Annotated in this window: 10 protein-coding genes; 2 read left to right on the forward strand and 8 right to left on the reverse strand. The window is 43.3% G+C overall.

What is annotated here, in order from left to right:
• Positions 1–2: 2 nt before the first annotated feature.
• The 8 genes from T433_RS0111565 to ppdK form a co-directional block, all read right to left on the reverse strand.
• Complete coding sequence (locus tag T433_RS0111565) at positions 3–1,385, reverse strand: TolC family protein (protein WP_027455906.1); 1,383 nt, start codon at positions 1,383–1,385, stop codon at positions 3–5.
• A gap of 841 nt (positions 1,386–2,226) precedes the next feature.
• On the reverse strand, positions 2,227–4,686 hold the full coding sequence (dnaE, locus tag T433_RS15335) for a DNA polymerase III subunit alpha (protein ID WP_052357105.1): 2,460 nt from the start codon (positions 4,684–4,686) through the stop codon (positions 2,227–2,229).
• Positions 4,687–4,749: 63 nt separating this feature from the next.
• A complete protein-coding gene (locus tag T433_RS0111580) occupies positions 4,750–7,116 on the reverse strand; it encodes a DUF262 domain-containing protein (RefSeq protein WP_027455907.1) in 2,367 nt (788 codons plus the stop codon).
• Positions 7,097–9,580 (reverse strand): DUF262 domain-containing protein, encoded by a 2,484-nt coding sequence (locus T433_RS0111585; protein ID WP_162164202.1) that lies wholly within the window; start codon positions 9,578–9,580, stop codon positions 7,097–7,099. Before T433_RS0111585 ends, T433_RS0111580 begins: the two co-directional genes overlap by 20 nt.
• Before the next feature lie 291 nt (positions 9,581–9,871).
• Positions 9,872–10,738 carry a hypothetical protein gene (locus tag T433_RS0111590; RefSeq protein ID WP_027455909.1) on the reverse strand — a complete coding sequence of 289 codons (867 nt, stop codon included), beginning with the start codon at positions 10,736–10,738 and terminating at the stop codon, positions 9,872–9,874.
• Between the two features lie 69 nt (positions 10,739–10,807).
• Positions 10,808–11,281, reverse strand: coding sequence for a 3'-5' exonuclease (locus tag T433_RS0111595; protein ID WP_027455910.1), 474 nt, complete (start codon positions 11,279–11,281; stop codon positions 10,808–10,810).
• Between the two features lie 93 nt (positions 11,282–11,374).
• The gene (locus tag T433_RS0111600; RefSeq protein ID WP_044109839.1) at positions 11,375–12,310 is read right to left on the reverse strand and encodes a helix-turn-helix transcriptional regulator; all 936 of its coding nucleotides are present in this window, start codon (positions 12,308–12,310) and stop codon (positions 11,375–11,377) included.
• Positions 12,311–12,558: 248 nt separating this feature from the next.
• On the reverse strand, positions 12,559–15,279 hold the full coding sequence (gene ppdK, locus T433_RS0111605; RefSeq protein ID WP_027450503.1) for a pyruvate, phosphate dikinase: 2,721 nt from the start codon (positions 15,277–15,279) through the stop codon (positions 12,559–12,561).
• 269 nt (positions 15,280–15,548) lie between these two features.
• Between ppdK and T433_RS15340 the strand changes: the two genes are divergently transcribed.
• Together T433_RS15340 and T433_RS0111615 are read left to right on the forward strand one after the other, a co-directional pair.
• Complete coding sequence (locus T433_RS15340; protein WP_155808496.1) at positions 15,549–17,909, forward strand: hypothetical protein; 2,361 nt, start codon at positions 15,549–15,551, stop codon at positions 17,907–17,909.
• Between the two features lie 7 nt (positions 17,910–17,916).
• Positions 17,917–19,104, forward strand: coding sequence for a glycosyltransferase family 2 protein (locus T433_RS0111615; protein WP_027455912.1), 1,188 nt, complete (start codon positions 17,917–17,919; stop codon positions 19,102–19,104).
• Positions 19,105–19,133 lie beyond the last annotated feature (29 nt).

Genomic DNA, 19,133 nt, shown 5'->3' on the forward strand with positions numbered 1-19,133 from the left:
TGCTAAAGTGTATTTGTTATATATTTAAGTTTGAAATAGTTATAAAGCATGTTGATACGTGCATTCACCAAAGCCATATCGGCAGAAAGCTTCATGTTTGAGGCATCAAGCATATCGGTAAGCAAAGCCAGATCGTTGTCGTAACGGTTCTTTACCACCACATAGTTCTGGTCTGCCAGTTCCACTTGTTTTTCTTGCGTGGTAACCTCCACAGAGCTGGTCAACAAGTTTGTATAGCTTGCCTGTACCCCATTCCCAATGCCTTCGTGCGCTAACTTTACACGCTCAAGCGCCTGGATATTTTCATGCTTCGCCTTCCGGATAGCATGCTTGTTCTTCCATAGACTTGACAGATTGTATTTCACGCCAATGCCTACAAACCACACGTTGACGTTAGCATCCTTTGGAATCAGATCGGAGGTGTATGGGCCAAACAGATTGTTTTCTGCCACCACAGCCACTGAGGGTCGCGATGCGGCACGCGTATTTTTGATCTTTTGTTCCGTTATTTCTGTGGCAAGTGAAGCCTGGCGAATATCTATATTTTTTTCTGCAGCAATCTGTTGCCACGACTCTTCGGAAGTGAGTGCCTTGAGCTCTAGCTCCTCCTTTTCAAGCGATTGTGTATCCACTTCTAGATTCTCTCCCTCAGGCAGGTGGATAGCTGTACTCAACTGATAACGAATAATCTCTTTTGCATCATTAAGTTGTGTCTTTGTCAGCAGAAGACTCTGCAGTTGTAGCTCGTATCGCGTCAGGTCGTTCTTCAACACTGTTCCCTGCTCACGGCGCGCTTTCATTTGTTCGATGACTTTTTCCGTCAGCTCAATGTTCTTCGCTATAACCAGCAATTGGTTCTGCAGTTTGCAGAGATCTAGGAAATAGCCAGCAATCAAGAAACGCACCTCCTGACGATTCTTCTCCACATCAAGTTCCGCCAACTGGCGACCCAGTTTTGCCATTTCAATGCCTGAGTGGATGGCACCACCTGCATAGATTACCTGACAGGCCTGGGCCGTGAAACTGTTGCCCCAATGCGGTGTGGGCTGCTTGCCATTCTTTACCTGCTGAGGACCTAATCCTGGAACGATATACTCTGTAATGCCACTGGCAGAAAAGTCTCGTGACATCAGGAATGCATTGCCCGTGTAAGAGCCCTGCAGATTGAATTCAACACTTGGCAGCATGGCTGATTTAGCCGATACCACCCCTTCTTCTGCAGCCTTCAATGCAGCTTCACTGACCTTGATACGCTGATTCTGTTGGTCAGCCAGGTCGAAAAGCGACTGAAGGCTCATCCTGTGCTGTGCATACGTAGGTACACAGCAACCTGCTCCAACTATCATAGAGAAAGTCAGAGCACAAAAATACCTGTGTTTACTCATTAATAAAAAACTTATACTCTTAAATTTCATTACTCGTACTAAAGAATTCCTTCCCTCGGAAATACGAATAATGAACCATCAAGGTTCGGACAAACTTCCCGTTTGCCACAATGCGCTACAAACCTCACTGATTAGGGAACAAATCTAGAGAAGAATTTCGAGCACTATTAATTACGAAATCCCAAAAACCGGTGCAAAGGTACAAAAAAAACAGCAAAAACGAAAACTTTTTTAAAACAAAATACAAAGAACGGTGCCTTCTCACTCATCGGTGGTGGTGACACGCCTACTACATGAGACCGCGAGTCAGGGGGAGAATGAGGACTAAAACCCCTCCCCGACCCTCCCAAGGGGAGGGAGTTAAGTCTCCTCTCGTGGAGATTTAGAGAGGGTTGGTTTGCGCCATAGGCGCACCACTTCTCACTTCTCACTTTAAACAACAAAAACAGCGCACCTATTCTGGATGCGCTGTTTGTTGCTTAGGAGGTGGTTAAGTCTCCCCCTTGGGGAGATTTAGGGTATGACAGGTACCTGGTACCTGTCATACCTGTATTTCCTTTTTGGGAATACCAGAATAGACCACAATAGGCAAGCCAGATTCCACAGCAAAGTTATATACGTGCTGTTTAAGTTCGGTAGCTGGTTGTCCCGAACAAACAAACCATAATCCAGGTTTGTTCAACTTCTCATATTTCTCTACTTTTCCCATATTCAAAAGAATTATGGTGCAAAGAAAACAAAGACCTCCGCCAACTGGTGGCAGAGGTCTGAGAAAAATTCAATATCAATAGAATTTTTGTGATATATCTACTTGCTGAACTGCTTACAATAATAATGGATTTTAGTCGGAATTATACTTCTCGAAGACTTGTTTGAACTCTTCTGGATAATTGGCTTTCAAATAAGCCATTTGATAGGCCAGCCAAGTGTAACAAACAGCGTGAGACTTATTAAAAGCATACAATCCTTTCCACTCCATTTCATTCCATACTTTTTCAAGAGCATTCTTCTTATGGCCATTCTTCATTCCACCCTCTATGAATTTTGGTCTCAGGATGGATAGCACATCCGTTTTCCTCTTACCGAGGGCTTTTCTCAGCAAGTCGCTCTCACTTCTATCGAAGTTGGCTATCAAGCGCGAAAGCATCATCAATTGTTCTTGATAAACAATGATACCATATGTATTCTGAAGGTACTTTTCCATACAAGGAATGATGTACTTTATTCCTTTCTTTGATTTTTTGTGCTTGATGAGCTTTGATATATCTTCCATTGGCCCTGGTCGATACATACAATTCAAGATTACCAAATCCTCGAAGCATGTGGGATGAAGTTCTCTTAAATACTTCTGCATCCCCTGGTAATTGAATTGGAAAACATCTTCGGTTTGACCAGTCTGAAACAGCTTCATGGTTTTCTCATCATCAATTGGAATCACATCAATATTGAAATTCTCGTCTTTCCGGGTCTTAATGAGCCGACAAATATCTCTCATTTGGGATAATGTCTTTAGCCCAAGAAAATCAAACTTTATGAGACCTGAAGATTCCACTCGCATTCCTTCATATTGGACACATCTCAATATCTCATCATTGCCATTGGAATCTTCTATACTTACTGTAGAAATGGGTGCCCAGTTTGTTATTGGATCATTAGCGACAATAAAGCCACAGGCATGAATACCCAGACCACGAATTTTTCGCTCCAATATGGCAGTATTATCAATTGCATTATTCAAAGGTTGTCCTGCTTTGCGAACTAACTTTTTCAGCTTTGGCTCATATTTTATAACGTCTTTTATGGAACGCCAAGAATAACCATAATGAGACGAAAGTACTTCATTTATAGCCATTGTCTCTGGAGTATGCAATTGGTTAACTCGTGCTATGGTGCTGAAAGCATTTGCTGTGGAGAATGTGCTAAACGACACAATATGCGCACAACATTCCTTGCCATATTTCTGCTGAAGCCATTCAAGAGCACGTTCCTTACCTTCATCATCGAAGTCTATGTCTATGTCAGGAAACATCGTGCCCTCAATGCTAAGGAATCGTTCGAAAAGCAGGTCATGTTTCAACGGGTCAATCTTAGTAATTCCCAAACAATAACACACAAGGCTACCAGCTGTAGAACCTCGTCCAGGACCGACCCATACGCCAAGTTCTGATTGAGCGGTATTGACGACATCTTGTAGAAAGAGAAAATAGCCAGAAGCTCTTCTCTGTTTAATGATTTGCAGTTCAAAATTGAGCCTGTCAGTCACATCTTCAGAAAGCGATTCCCCGTATATCTGTTTTGCTTTGGCAAAAGAAAGGTATTCCAAATAGGCATCTTCCTTGCTTTTTTTCTCATCCCCAAAGCCATTAGGAATAGCAATTTGGGGGATAATGGGAGCATGGTGAATATCATAGAAATCAACCTTGTCAGATATCTCCATTGTATTGGCTATAGCTTCAGGTACATCAGCGAACAATTCGCACATATGTTTTCTGCTTGTCAACCAGCGGAATTGAAGAAAATCTGTTTTGGAGAATTCTTCCATTGTCTTACCTGTAGCATAGCATTGTTGGATATTGTATACTGACAAATCTTCAGGAGCCACATAATGAACATCATTCGTGGCTACAACTTTTACGCCATATTCTCTCGCTTTTTGCATTAGAACGGTATTAACCTTTTCCTGTTCAAGCATCAGCTCACTTGGCGTGTTGCTCTTCAAGTCATAATCAGCACAGCGCTGTAGTTCTAGATAATAATCCTCTCCAAAAGTCTGCTGATACCATCTAATGGTTTCTTCCTGACCTTCTATGTCACCCTTGGAAATCTTAGTAAAGACCTCGCTGCCAGCACTACCTGATAGGACAATCAGACCTTCATGATATTTCTCCAAATCCGCACGGTCTGTTCGAGGGCTTCCATAGAAACCATCAGTCCATGAATTGCTTACAATCTTAACGAGGTTCTTATAGCCTGTCAAGTTCTTGGCAAGAACAGTCAGATGGAACCCTTTCAAATCCTTGTGACCATCTTTTTTGTCCTTTGATCCATTCTTAGCCACATACAGCTCACACCCGATGATGGGTTTGAAAGACTTCTTGCCCTTCTCCTGTCTGTCGATGTTAATCTGACTGACATAGTCGAAAAATTCCATAATGCCAAACATATTGCCAGTATCAGTAATAGCAATACCAGGCATTCTTTCTTTGATGGCGGCATCCACCAATTCCCTGATGCTGGCGCACCCATCATTTATTGAATAATGGGAATGTACATTCAAATGTACGAATCGATACCTTTTCATGTTATTTGGGATATTGTTTATAACAAAAATCGTTAGATTGAAGAGACACCTTGATAATCGTAATCACATTGAAGCTTCTTCTGCTAGATGTGTTAGTCGGATCAGCAGTCCTTGTTGCGAAATATCAGGCAGTTCGTTCATGTGAATACAGAAGTATTTGTCATCTCTTTCGTTCTTATGATTTGAATCTCTTTTCTTGGGTTCATTTATTCGATTAAGGAGATATATGATATTGTCATATCCCCACATGAACGAGTTTCCATTGTAATTGAAATACACTCTCCAATTCCAGAATATTCCTTGGTTACATGAATTTACATCAGAATCAACTTCTATGTTTGGATGCGACAGCATAATATTTCGACGGAAAGAGTAGTTACTATCTGTGTCAATCCAATCGAAACAGTAGGCATAGTTCCTTCTATATGGGAAGAATGTCAATACACCTGCAGTCCAGTGAAGCCTCCATTCAGATCCATTACTTACGATTTTTCCATAACGATAGTATGGTTCTTCCTCTAAGAATTTGCTTTCAGCGAATAGCATTTTAATATGATTGGCTGATTTAACCCAATCCCTTTCTCCGTCCTCAATGCTTATAAAGTCAAGCTCATCAAGGTTATCTGCTGTCAAGAGTGTATGTACTTCCTTATAGTAATTTGGATTTGTGCTATGAAGTATTTTTTCTTTCCAGGCATCAGCACTGGTGTCATAAATATATTGTTCGACGAGCTGCTCCCAGTGATGAGCTATACGGATTAAAGCTTTTGTGAGTGACAGCGCATATTCCTTTCTGACCTCTTTGTCATCAAAGTAAGTACTTGCATGCAAGAGTTTCACTTTGAAACATTCAATATCCTCTACGAATTCCTTGCTATCATAACGGAGCAAACAAGCGATGTTTCCTTTAAAGAACTGCATTTCCTCGGCTTCTCTTATGAGTTTTAGCCATTCTTCTCTATTTTTACCACATAGCAGTTTAGCCTTGAAGCGTTCCTCTTCCACCTGCTTTGCCGCGAAACTAGATCGTATTTTTTCATCAGAAGCGAGGAATTGCAAGATATTATCACTTTTGGAACGCAGTTCCTCAAATAAACGAATAGCACCAATCATTGCTTCCTCGTTGTTCAAGCTGCTGTTTTCCACGACATTCCATACGAAGCGCATCCATTGTTCAAATTGTTCTTTGTTGAATATCTCATTATATTCAAAATAGCAACAAACTGCATGGAATACAGCCCGTTGTTTTTGACTAATAGATGAAACCTCCACAACTGTATGCTCGTCATCTTTGCCTGTTTCTTTGACAACATATTCTGGAATAAAGGCGAAAACGTCGGTTTCTTCCCAATAAGGAGCAATCTTCGCTCCATTCCAACGAGCAAACAGCTTTTCTAAAGAATTAATTGTTTCTGATGTTAGTACCTCGTCATATCCTTTTAGTCCATCATAGTTCTCTTTGCCTTTATAGAGGTCTTGATACAGATTAATCTGTTGCGTTTCCTGTACGTTACGGGATGTCGTGGCAATCAGCCTGTCAAGAAAATAGCGACGCAAGAACTTATAGTATATGTCATCCACCTTAAAGATACCCTTAGAACTCGCTTCTTTCCAGAACACATCCGTCCACTCATTGTCAATGAGCGAAGCTGTTTTATGATTGAAAAGTTTTTCGTTGGGCTTGTCCTCGTTTGGAGCATATCCGATAAGATCTGCTTTAAAGTTTTCAAAGTCCGTCAGCTGTTTTCCTCTGGCATTCATCTTTATATAAAGATCATCCGATAATGGCAGATTCTCATCCTTCATGTCCTTGAAGAGAAAGTAAATTGGACAATCGTCAGCTAACAATCGCTCCCAATACTCAGAACAGTTATTGTCGTCAGCAAGAAACTCCTCTATACCATCTTGAATGTCCACGTTTTCAGAATTTGTGATATTCGTTCCTCCCAGCGTCCGGAGCATTCCCTGTATAGTAGGATCTTGCTTATATTTGGAGTAGAACCATGTCTGGTCCTTAATGAAATCCACGAGTTTCATGCCACTCTGATTGAAGGCCTCCGTATCCATGTTGCAGAGACTCTTGCAGAAATCGCGAGAAGTTGTACGGGTTTCATAAGTAAACTGACTGAGCCACCCCTCTGCAGAGGCAAGGTTATTTGTCCTCACGGCAAGATACCAGTGAAGTAGCCACAGTGTAGTTAGACGTTGCTGTCCATCCAATGGCCACATGGCACCATGTTCATTTGTGCCATAAACGAAATCAAGGCTCAAAGTATCTTTGCCAGACTTATCTTGCAGAGCCTTAATCATCTTCCCGAGCAAGCGCTCACGAAGATACACCTTATTTTCACGTCCCTGAGCGTAATCGCGCTGAATAATGGGAATTTCGATGCGTTGCTGACGCAGTATATTATATAGTGTCTGAAACATAGTCTTTAACTTTGAATTTCTGGGATAAGATACGATAAATATTCTTCAGATAAGCTTCGGCATCATTTTTAGTCCATGCCACCATGCTTCCGGATGTAGGGCTGTAATATTTCATGAATGCCTGTTTCGTGCAAGGTGGAATGAAGGCAGACTTGGCTTTGCGCTCCACGGGAACCTCAAAGCCTTTTTCCTTATTAAATGTAGGTATAGGATAATACACGCCTTGTTCCTTCCCTATGATGGTGCGACGTTTGGCAGGAAAGATTGCATTTCCGTAGCTTCTATTCGTACTTTCGTCTAGCAGAGTGAAGTTCCATACCATGTTTTTTTCTTCTTCGTCGAGATATTCTTCAGCATTTCCTTCTGGAAGAATCTCCTGTGCCAGTTTATCAAAAATACGCTTACGCTCTGCCTCATTATCGTTGTCCTGCATATTAAGACAGAAGTTCTTTATGTCTTTCCTTTGTTCATCAGTCGAGATAATGTATGTTGTCAGAAGCCATTCCTTCTGCTCATTAAAACTTGTGAGTTCATTAGAAGTATTGGAGTCAATGTGTTCTACATCCCATTTTTCTTTTTTGTAAAGATTGAACGGGAATTTTGTAAAGACACTCTGACCATACTCCTTCTGCACGATCAGACCCTGTTGGATGACCGATTCTACATTATGTAGGAGCAATAGTGGTCGACATTGTGTCTTCGGGCAACCTTTCAGTTCGTAAATCTTTCCAAGGTCTGCGCAATCATTCAGCGTGTTGTTGATTTCACCAATGAGATATTCCTTGAACTTTCCAATAGTCATGCCTGGCTTGTTCCATTCAGTGAGATATTTGAAGAGTAGTGCTTGCTGGGCTGCGGGGTTTCCTTTCTGTCGTGTGGATTCCTTAGGACGAGCCATCAAGTATCCTATATAGTGGTAAAGTTCAAGATGCGTAAACCACTCATAGAGTGTGCTATATATTTTCTTAACCTTTTCCCAAACAATTTTTAGCGTCGTTTCGCTGTATTTTGAATCGTGAAAATAACCATAAAAATAGCGAAATACACGAGATTGGTCGGTGCCAATATCCTCTGTCGGCTCACCCAATACACGCTGGCTACACATCAATTCAAAGATGAAATCAATTCGTGTTTCTTGTGTATAAGTATCATCATGAAAGAAAAGCCAAAATTCATCGTTTTGTAACATGGCTTCTATCTCGTTCCATTGTGAAGCGATATCCTGTTGTATGAGCCGAATCCTCTCATAGTTATCGTCTGACGGGAAGTTAGAACGGTTAAGCAGGATAGCTTTAATTAGTTCTGCTGAAGTAAGCGGTATTTTATCAATGTTTAAACGAGTAAATACCTCAATTGGGTCTTGTGTATCCGTATCATACCATATGAATTTAACCTTGTCTAACAAGATTTTTGTGAATTCCTTGATATACTCTTCATCCTTACCTTGTTTCCAACGAAGAATGAAGTTACGTGCCTCAATCATGTGATAGAAGTCGATATTCTCCTTGGCTTCCTCTTCCGTACGATTGAGAATATAGCTGAGGAACATCTGGCTTTTGGGCCTTGTCTGATATTGCAGCTTATACTTTTCCTGATTTAAACAGGAAAGAATGATATTGATGGTGGTAAGTCGTTGCTGTCCATCTATCACGTCCCAGGAAGTGCCGTGTTCCTTCACTACAAGCGGCTGTATACAGTAAATACCTTTTGCTCCCTTTTCGCAGAAATCTTCAATATCTTCAAGTAATTCGCTAACCTGTTGCGTGGTCCATCTGTAACCGCGTTGATATGATGGAATATGAAAATCTAAGCAAGTCAACTCTTTAATTGCCACTGGGTCAATTGTTCTGTGTTTCATATATAGTTTAATCTTTAATTTCTTAACCATAATTTCTGCTCTATGACGGATGACTCTTGTAGCAAAATCTACATAGCGTTCCGCTTCAAGCAAATAATTATCAGCAGTCATGTCAAAATTCCTCCAATAGAAGAAACCTTTAGATGATATAAAGGGCTTTCCATCCTTATTAAGGTAGTCTTCCCACAGCAAGGCTTGGGATAGGCGTGTAATACCATCATCATTCATATAAGGGCGAAAAGCCTGCTCATTAAGCATTATATGTTTCTGAAGAGGATAGTCCGCATCTTCTTTTTTCTCCAACACGGATTCTAAAGCAACAAGGAATTGATCGAAGAAGTCATGCCAGATATAGTGGCATCCTCGGTAAGTATTCAATGTTTCGTACTCACCGTTGTATTTATGCCCAATATTCGGCAGGACACACATATTGCCAATGGTGCCACATACACAGTTTTGGAAATATTCCACCTTTGTGATAAGTTCACTAGACGGGCTGAATTTATCTAATCCAGGATGAAGCGAATCATTACATGGTCTTCCAAACATCGTATTGTACGTGTTCATAGTATCACCTCTGAAGGTATAATCTTCGAGTGTATCCATTGTCAGCCCTTGCCATGCGTCGGAGAATAAAACACAATAGATTGCACGCATTATATTAGTGTCATCCGAATCGAACTTCCGATTGGGACAACCATACTTCTCGTCTTCTCTTAGATCATACAGTCGGAAGATAACTAATTCGTCCAAATTATCATGTAGATAATCGTGAATGAACTCTTTTATGAGCTTTATCGGGTCAATCGTCATAAATATATGCTTATTACAATATTTCTCTTGCTCTCCATGCACAGGCTTTTGAATCAGCAATTACTTTTTTCTTAATACTCTTATTTATATAATTGATTTTAAATAATCATCCCAAGAATCAAATCCAATGGGTTTGTAGGTTGCGTTAATTGAAACTGCACCATATTTGTTAAAATCTCGAGTGACAACATCCAATTTCAGATTGGTAATCCTTTGGTTAATTTTTCCCAAAAGCTTAGATGACATCCTTTCCCTTTGCATCTTTGGAAGATAGTATTCTCTAATCAACTTTTCAACATTAATATACTCGTTGATAGGTTGAAATAGTTCTTGCCCTGGACGAAGAACTTTGAATTTTAGTACATAATACTTCTCCTCAGGTCCCACGTATGTTCCATTACTTCCAAATAAATAATGCGAATTATCATATAGTGACTGCTCTTCTTTTTTTATTCCTTGAACGAACCCTTTCTCAGATTCTTGATGAATATCGATTAATCGTGCTGGACTTTTCCAATCTGTTCTTCTTGTTTTCATCATTCCATCTGGAAATCTCAAAGTACTATTATCAAGTACGTGATATAGAGTAGGTCTGTTCTTCTTTATGTTTGACAAAATTGTCTCTACATCTTGATACCACGAATCGACAGAACAATTTATAACATACTTTCCCTTTACAAATTTAATATTATCATAGATAAGGCGTCCTACATCTTCTGCATTGGGAAATATTGGATAATCTCTTTCTTCATCATTTTTATCAAATATTGTATGCAGGATTGACATCCATATTTCTTGCTTCCAATTGTATTCAAGACAAATAATATATGGTTCAATTTTGACATCAATATAATGCCTGTCTTCTTTTTTGTATTTGATTTGTAAATCGCTGTATTTCTCAAATACATCCAACAAGTTTTTCTCTTGAATAAGTTTATTATACTCTTCCATAATTCTTTATTTTTCTTCTTATCTTTTATCTCTATTGATGATAATAATGCAGCGTGGATAAGTTGAAAACTATAGTATCTCTCTTGCTATCCATGCACATGCCTCTGCATCAGCAAGCGCGTTGTGATGATTCTCTAACTTATAGCCACAGGCTTCTGCCACAGTCTGGAGTTGGTGGTTTTCTAAATTAGGGAGTACGCGCCGCGAAACGCACAGTGTGTCGTAGAACTCATAATCAGGGTAATCCATTTGGTATACTCGAAACACGGTCTTTAGGCAACCTTCGTCAAAAGGCTTGTTGTGGGCAACCAGGGGCAAGCCCTTAATCAGGGGTTCTATCTGTGCCCAGACTTTCGGGAATACTGGTGCATCCTCGGTGTCTTCTTGACAAAGGCCGTGCACCTGGCTGCACCAGTAGTTATAATAGTTTGGCTCTGGCTGGATGAGAGAGTAGAACGAATCTACTATCTCACCATTACGAACAATGACTATTCCAACAGAACAAACCGAAGAACGCTCGTTATTGGCTGTTTCGAAATCTATTGCTGCAAAATCTTTGAGCCCTGCTCGAAGATTTTTCCGTTCGGCAGAGTCGAAACGAGCTTCACCCTGCTCTCTCTTACTCAAATCTTTCATTTATTTGTCCTCCTTGTATTTGTTCCACATTCTTTTAATCTTTCCGGCAATTTCTTTACGGAGCCAGAGAGGTTCCAGCACTTCCATATCTTCACCGTTCCAGAGAAGTTCTTGCTGGAAGTCAAACTCTGGACGGAGATTAAAGGTGAAAACACTGTACTCTTCGTTACGCTCAATCTCTTCCTGCGACTCATGCATTTTTAGGTTACGAATGTAGTTGGCTTGTCCTGCTGATACTTTCAGCTTGACTGGTTGAATCTTAACAGATTGTTCGGCTATGATACCAAAACAGCCTTCAAAGAACTTCTCTGCCGTCCAGTCCTTTGGCATTTCAAATGTCTCATCTGTTGTATGAAGATATTTAATACGATCCAGAGAATAGATGCGCGGCCCTTTCTTGTAATAATATGAATAGGTACTTCGAGCGACCATGTACCAACGCTGTCGGAACAACTTTACACAGTATGGTTGTACATCGAAGGTGTACTCTTCGTCTTTCCAATAGCTGTAATAGGTGATATTAAGGACACGATTCTCCTTCATGGCCTCTATAATGGATTGTAAGTATTCCTGGCCAGACGGCACGTACTCCAAAATGATGCGGTCTTTAATGCTTTGGCTGTTCGCCAAGGCATTGCTTACACAGAAGGTGTTGTATAGCCAAGAACGAAGTCCGTTCTTGCTGATGTCCTCCTCGTTCTCTATGTAGTAACGGTACTCGCCACGTCCTTCATTGGCGATGTTGATGCCAAACATATCCCAGATAACATAACGCCAGTTGTCGAAGGTACGTTTGGGGATATCCACACCTCTGCTAATGTCATCGCGAAGCCATAGCTCGTTCAGTTCTTTGAACGAGATCTTACGTCTGCGATAGATGGTCTCTATCACCCAGACATATTTGGTTATCAAACTTTGTCCTCTTTCGTTGTCCATATTTCTTTGTTTTCCTGTAAAAGTAAGACAAGGGTACGCCAAACCGTAGCAGAGGTTATGAACAAAATGATATTTCCTCAAATTCTGCTATAAAGATACTGAAATAATACTGAACCGCCAAACAAAAACGCAAAATATCGCATTTTCTGCAACATTTTCACTCTACAATCGCCGGAAGCCTTCTTCTAAACTAAAAAAGGGACCTGCCCTATTATGAGCAGGTCCCTAACATTATGTAGGATAAATATTTACTCTTCGACAGCTGCCTGGGCGGCGGCGAGACGTGCGATGGGCACACGGAAGGGAGAGCAAGATGCGTAGTTCATGCCTATCTTAGCACAGAACTTCACAGAGCTGGGCTCACCACCATGCTCACCACAGATACCGCAGCGGAGGTCAGGACGTACCTCACGGCCTTCTTTAACGGCAAACTTGATGAGACGGCCTACACCCTTCTGGTCGAGTACCTGGAATGGGTCAACCTTCAGAATCTTCTTGTCAAGGTAAACAGGCAGGAACGAAGCGATATCGTCGCGGCTGTAACCGAAGGTCATCTGAGTCAGGTCGTTGGTACCGAATGAGAAGTACTGAGCCTCCTCAGCAATACGATCGGCGGTCAAAGCAGCACGAGGAATCTCAATCATCGTACCAATCTCGAACTCAACCTCGATACCCTCAGCAGCAAATACTTCCTTGGCAGCGCTCTGAATGACTTCCTTCTGCTGCTTCAGCTCGTACATTGTACCAATCAGAGGAACCATAATCTCTGGCATAGGATTCTTTCCTTCCTTCTTCAGTTCACAAGCAGCGCCCAGGATAGCCTTGGTCTGCATAGCAGTGATTTCGGGGAAGGTGATACCCAGACGGCAACCACGGTGACCCAGCATTGGGTTGTTCTCTGCGAGAGAGTCAACACGACGCTTGATATCCTCTACGCTAACGCCCATCTCCTTGGCCATTGTCTCCTGACCAGCCAAATCGTGGGGAACAAACTCGTGCAAAGGAGGATCGAGCAGACGGATGTTAACGGGCAGACCGTCCATAGCCTCAAGGATACCCTTGAAGTCGGCCTTCTGATAAGGCAGCAACTTAGCCAAAGCCTTCTCACGTCCGGCAACACTGTCAGCGAGAATCATCTCACGCATAGCGATGATCTTCTTATCCTCGAAGAACATGTGTTCAGTACGAGTCAGACCGATACCCTTAGCGCCGAACTCACGAGCGAGCTGAGCATCACGAGGTGTATCAGCATTGGTGCGAACCTGCAGCTTGGTGTACTTGTCGCAGAGATCCATCAGCTCCTTGAAGTCGCCAGAGAGCTCGGCAGCCTTTGTGGGCACCTCGCCAGCATAAACCTGACCTGTGGTACCATTCAGAGAAATGTAGTCACCTTCTTTATATACAACGCCGTCAATCTCTACGGTCTTGTCCTTATAGCTTACATTGAGCGAACCTACACCCGAAACGCAGCACTTACCCATACCACGAGCCACAACAGCAGCGTGAGAGGTCATACCACCACGAGCAGTCAGGATACCCTCGGCAGATGCCATACCAGCCAAATCCTCAGGAGAGGTCTCGATACGTACGAGTACTACCTTATGTCCATCGTTGTGCCAAGCTTCTGCATCGTCAGCGTGGAACACAATCTGACCACAAGCAGCACCAGGAGATGCAGGCAGACCCTGTGCGATCACCTTAGCCTGAGAAAGGGCCTTCTTATCGAATACGGGGTGCAGCAGCTCGTCGAGCTTCTGAGGCTCGCAGCGCATGATGGCAGTCTTCTCGTCAATCATACCCTCGTGGAGCAGGTCGATGGCAATCTTCACCATAGCGGCACCAGTACGCTTACCATTACGTGTCTGCAGGAACCACAGTTTGCCCTCCTGTACGGTGAACTCCATATCCTGCATATCGTGATAGTGGTGCTCCAGCTTATCCTGGATGCTATTCAGTTCTGCATAGATCTCAGGCATAGCTTCCTCCATTGAAGGATATTTAGCAACGCGCTCTGCCTCAGAGATGCCAGCACGCTCAGCCCAGCGCTGAGAACCGATCTTTGTGATCTGCTGTGGTGTGCGGATACCAGCCACAACGTCCTCACCCTGTGCGTTCACCAGATACTCACCGTTGAACAGGTTTTCACCATTGGCAGCATCACGGCTGAAGCATACACCAGTAGCAGAGGTATCACCCATGTTACCGAATACCATAGCCATTACTGATACAGCTGTACCCCACTCGTCGGGAATACCTTCCATCTTACGATAGAGGATAGCGCGCTCGTTCATCCAAGAACGGAACACAGCACAAATTGCGCCCCACAACTGCTCGATAGGATCATTGGGGAAGTCCTTACCGGTGCGCTCCTTGATGGCAGCCTTGAACAGCTTAACCAACTTCTTCAGATCCTCGACAGAAAGGTCCTTATCCAGAACGACACCACTCTCTTTCTTAACCTTCTCGATGATCTCCTCGAATGGGTCGATATCAGTTTTGTTGACGGGCTTCATCTCCAGCACTACGTCACCGTACATCTGTACGAAACGACGGTAAGAGTCATATACGAAGTGAGGATTGTTGGTCTTAGCAGCCATACCTTCTGCCACCTCGTCGTTCAGACCCAGATTCAGGATAGTATCCATCATACCAGGCATAGAAGCACGAGCACCAGAACGAACAGAAACCAGCAGTGGGTTCTTGGCATCGCCGAACTTACAGTTCATCAAGTTCTCAATATGTTTTACAGCTGCCATTACGTCATCATTCAGCAGCTCCATAATCTTCTGCTGTCCTACTTGATAATATTCATTGCAGCAGTCAGTAGTAATTGTAAAACCTGGAGGAACAGGAACACCAATGTGGTTCATCTCAGCAAGGTTTGCACCCTTGCCGCCGAGCTCCTCACGCATCTTTGCATTACCTTCGGCCTTGCCATTACCGAAGAGGTAAACTCTTTTTTGACTCATAAAGTTAGTTTTTTATAACGATTAACAATAATATTTTTGTTTTATTTTGCGCAAAGTTACGTGATTTTTCGGATATTGCCAAACAAAATAAGGAAAAATTGCAAAGCCGACGTGACAATTTTCGATTTTTACTTTCCCACTCCCACCCGCTTTTATAATATATTATTGTTCGCGCGAGTGCTATTTTATTTTCTCTCGTACCTTAGGATAATAAAAAAAAACTTCGTACCTTTGCACTCACGAACTTTTTACTAACTGAAACTCAGATAATGACACTAACACGTACTCTAACTACATTTGCGCTCATCGTAGCCTCCCTGCAGCAGATTCACGCTCAGGCTCCTACCGTAGAAACTAATCCACGCTTTGCACGCGGTGCTACTATGGCATTCGCACGCATCCAATCATCAAAAGCTGCAACAGGTACATCAATTTCCGAAAGAGGCATTTGCTGGAGTGAGCATCCTCAACCTACGATAGAAGACAATACAACTACGACAGCCCTACCCGCTCACGAAAAAGAACTGCAGGCTGGCATCTATTGGCTGAAAGACCTAACCCCTGCCACAAAATACTACATGAGAGCCTATGCAAAGGCAAGCAATGGTACTGTAGGCTATGGAGAAGAAATCAAGTTCTACACACTGCCGATGGGCACCATCACCCTTCAGATGCGAAATGGCGGCGACGAGGCCACATACAACCGCATCAAGCAGGCATCAGAGAAGGCTGTTGAATATTGGAACAATCTGACAGAGATAAAGGGTTTTTCATCGAAAGTTGGATACGATGCCGGCGTAAAAACAGCCGACTGTTCCTATGGCGGCTGGATTCGGGTGGGCAGCAACACCTCATATCAACGTACCGGAACCATTCTCCACGAGATGCTTCACGGTATTGGCGTTATACCTTGGAATGATACAGAATGGAGTCGCCACACGCTGCGTTCAGGCGTTAATGGTGACGGATATGGTACAGGCTTATGGCTGGGTGAACGCGTCACGGAGCTCATGCGCTTTCTAGCCAACAACAATACGGCGACTCTGAATGGCGACTATCAGCACTTGTGGCCATTCGGCATCAACGGTGCGGATGAGGACAACGGTTCTGAATCGCTTTATATTGCCAACGGACTGGTATGCCAAGCCTTAGGCGAGGATGGACTTCAGCATACAGAGTCATTATTTGCTGAGCCCTACTACGCTTTCAATCAGGAAGATGACACCAAGTACTATTTGAAGAACGAGTCGAGCGAGTGCGGTCTATACACATCTTATCTTGGCATCAACGAGAGTGGAACACTCAAGAACATTGTCACAAGTGCTCAGGACGCTGCAAAGAACGATAGTCTGGCATGGTACATCACCTTTACACCAGACAACCAATTCTATCAGTTCCGCAACGTAGCCACTGGTCGTTATCTCACCTACAATTTATTGTTTCGCACCACAGATGCCGCAGAACCCGGAAGCGCTGAAGACTTCCACGTGATGAAAGGCCGAGTAGATATTGGCACTGGCAACAATGCCAAACGCGGCTATTGGCTTATTAGCCCCAATAGCACATGGACACCTAAAACATTGACAGCAACAAACACAGGAAGTGTTAGTGGAACGAAATTCGATATCACAAATGGTGCAAAAGCACAACGCTGGCTGATTCTCAAGGCCGACGAACTGAGCAATTTAGAGACAACCGCAATTGAAGAACTTAAGCAGCAGATATACGCTAACCTACAGAAAGTCAGGACGTTTCTAGACGTTCCTCACCAGGAACTCAAAGAGGATGCCGACGCTAATTTCATAAAGACGATCCAAACCATTGACAGCATAATAACGAATAGTACCAATGTCACAGAACTGTCATCGTTGACCGAGGATATCAGGCAGGCCACCTATCAATTCCTTTGTAATGTGACCCCAACAGATGCCAAGCATCCATTCGACTTGACATTCATGATTGCCAACCCGGGTTTCGACGCCAACGATGGCTGGTCGGTGGAACCTACGATTAACAATTCATGCGCTGAGTTCTTCCAGAAGACGTTCGACATCAATCAGACACTTCGCAAGATGCCTGCTGGCAACTATTCCGTCAACGTACAAGGCTTCTGTCGCCCTGGTGCTCCAGCTACGGCCTACAATGACTTTATAGCAGGCACCAACAACTCGTCTGTGGTAATCTATGCAGGTACAAAGTTCCAAAAGTTAGCGCATATCGCCTCGGAGGCGCAAGATAAAAGAATTGCTGCAGGCGACATACAGGTGAGCAGTAAGTTTATTCCTAACGACATGGCCTCATCAAGTGCATACTTTGCCAAAGGCTACTATAGCAATAGTATCATCACATCGGTTGCACAGAACGGCAACGACCTAAAGATCGGACTTCGTACTACCAACATGCCATCAAACTATTGGTGCTGCTTCGACAATTTCACCGTTTCGTTCTATGGCAACATGGATGCAGAAACCATCACTACCGACATAGCGCCTCAGGCAGTCACAGCTTCCAAGACATTCAACGTCTATACGCTAGACGGACGCCAGATACTGAGAAATGCGCACGAACTAAACAGTCTGCCACGTGGCCTCTATATCGTCAACGGACACAAGGTGGTTGTGAACAAATAGCACCGATATGCTTACACTAAAACTCATATTTTGGATCCTATTGGCTCTCGTACTCTACACTTACGTAGGGTACGGAGCCCTTCTTTTTGTCATACTGAAAATCAAGCGGTTAATGGGGTTCAAAAACACCGAACCCTCTTTACCTTCCGATGAGCAACTGCTTCCTCATGTCACTCTGATGATATGCGCCTACAACGAACAGGACATCATTGAAGAGAAGATGGAGAACATTGCTCGCCTGAACTACCCTCAGAACAAACTGACCGTCATGTGGGTCATCGATGGCAGTACCGATAGTTCTTTCGAGAAATTGCAGAATTATCCCAACGTAAAGGTAGTATTCCGACCAGAAAGATTGGGAAAAGCTGCTGCCATCAAACATGGATTGGATCACAACGATGCCGAATATGTGATCTTCACTGATGCCAACACAATGCTCAACGCAGATGCCATCCGCGAGGTTGTGAGACAGTTCATGAAGGACAACGTGAGCTGCGTATCTGGTGAAAAACGAGTTGCCTCACGACAATACGGACAAGTGGCGTCTGAAGGTGAAGGTCTCTACTGGAAATACGAAAGCACTCTGAAACGCTGGGACAGCGAACTCTATTCAGCAATGGGAGCCGCCGGTGAACTGTTTGCCATCAAGATGAGCGACTATCACGAAGCGCCCTCAAATGCGCTGCTCGACGATTTTATGATCTCCATGCTCATGGTAAAAGATGGCCATCGCATCGCTTACACCCATCAGGCCTACGCCATGGAATATGGTTCTGCCGACATGAACGAGGAATCGAAACGCAAACGTAGAATTGCTGCTGGCGGACTGCAAAGCATCTGGTGGCTGCGCAGTCTGATGAATCCTTTCGCCCACCCCAAAGTGGCATTCCAGTTTATTTCCCATCGCGTACTGCGCTGGAGCCTCACGCCAGTAGCCATGATGCTCTTAATTCCCATCAGCATCATGCTGACAGTCTATCGTGCAGGCCTCATCTACGACCTCTTAGCCGCTGCTCAATTAGCATTCTACACAGCAGCCTTTTTCGGATGGTGGTTGGCTCAGAAAGGCCGCAAGCACCGCCTACTCTACACCCCCTACTATTTCCTCTTCATGAACCTAAACGTCTTCAAAGGCATATTCTATTTAATCGGGCACAACAAAAGTGGAACGTGGGAAAAGGCCAAAAGAGGATAAATTTTGAAAAAAACACAATTATTTTTTGC

Origin of the sequence: Xylanibacter brevis ATCC 19188 (genome assembly GCF_000621725.1) — a bacterium.
GTDB classification, from domain to species: domain Bacteria; phylum Bacteroidota; class Bacteroidia; order Bacteroidales; family Bacteroidaceae; genus Prevotella; species Prevotella brevis.

Bases quoted from the DNA above. Each gene is read 5' to 3' on its own strand.
- T433_RS0111565 (WP_027455906.1), bottom strand. From the start codon at position 1,385: ATGAGTAAACACAGGTATTTTTGTGCTCTGACTTTCTCTATGATAGTT.
- dnaE (WP_052357105.1), bottom strand. From the start codon at position 4,686: ATGAAAAGGTATCGATTCGTACATTTGAATGTACATTCCCATTATTCA.
- T433_RS0111580 (WP_027455907.1), bottom strand. From the start codon at position 7,116: ATGTTTCAGACACTATATAATATACTGCGTCAGCAACGCATCGAAATT.
- T433_RS0111585 (WP_162164202.1), bottom strand. From the start codon at position 9,580: ATGGATACACTCGAAGATTATACCTTCAGAGGTGATACTATGAACACG.
- T433_RS0111590 (WP_027455909.1), bottom strand. From the start codon at position 10,738: ATGGAAGAGTATAATAAACTTATTCAAGAGAAAAACTTGTTGGATGTA.
- T433_RS0111600 (WP_044109839.1), bottom strand. From the start codon at position 12,310: ATGGACAACGAAAGAGGACAAAGTTTGATAACCAAATATGTCTGGGTG.
- ppdK (WP_027450503.1), bottom strand. From the start codon at position 15,279: ATGAGTCAAAAAAGAGTTTACCTCTTCGGTAATGGCAAGGCCGAAGGT.
- T433_RS15340 (WP_155808496.1), top strand. From the start codon at position 15,549: ATGACACTAACACGTACTCTAACTACATTTGCGCTCATCGTAGCCTCC.
- T433_RS0111615 (WP_027455912.1), top strand. From the start codon at position 17,917: ATGCTTACACTAAAACTCATATTTTGGATCCTATTGGCTCTCGTACTC.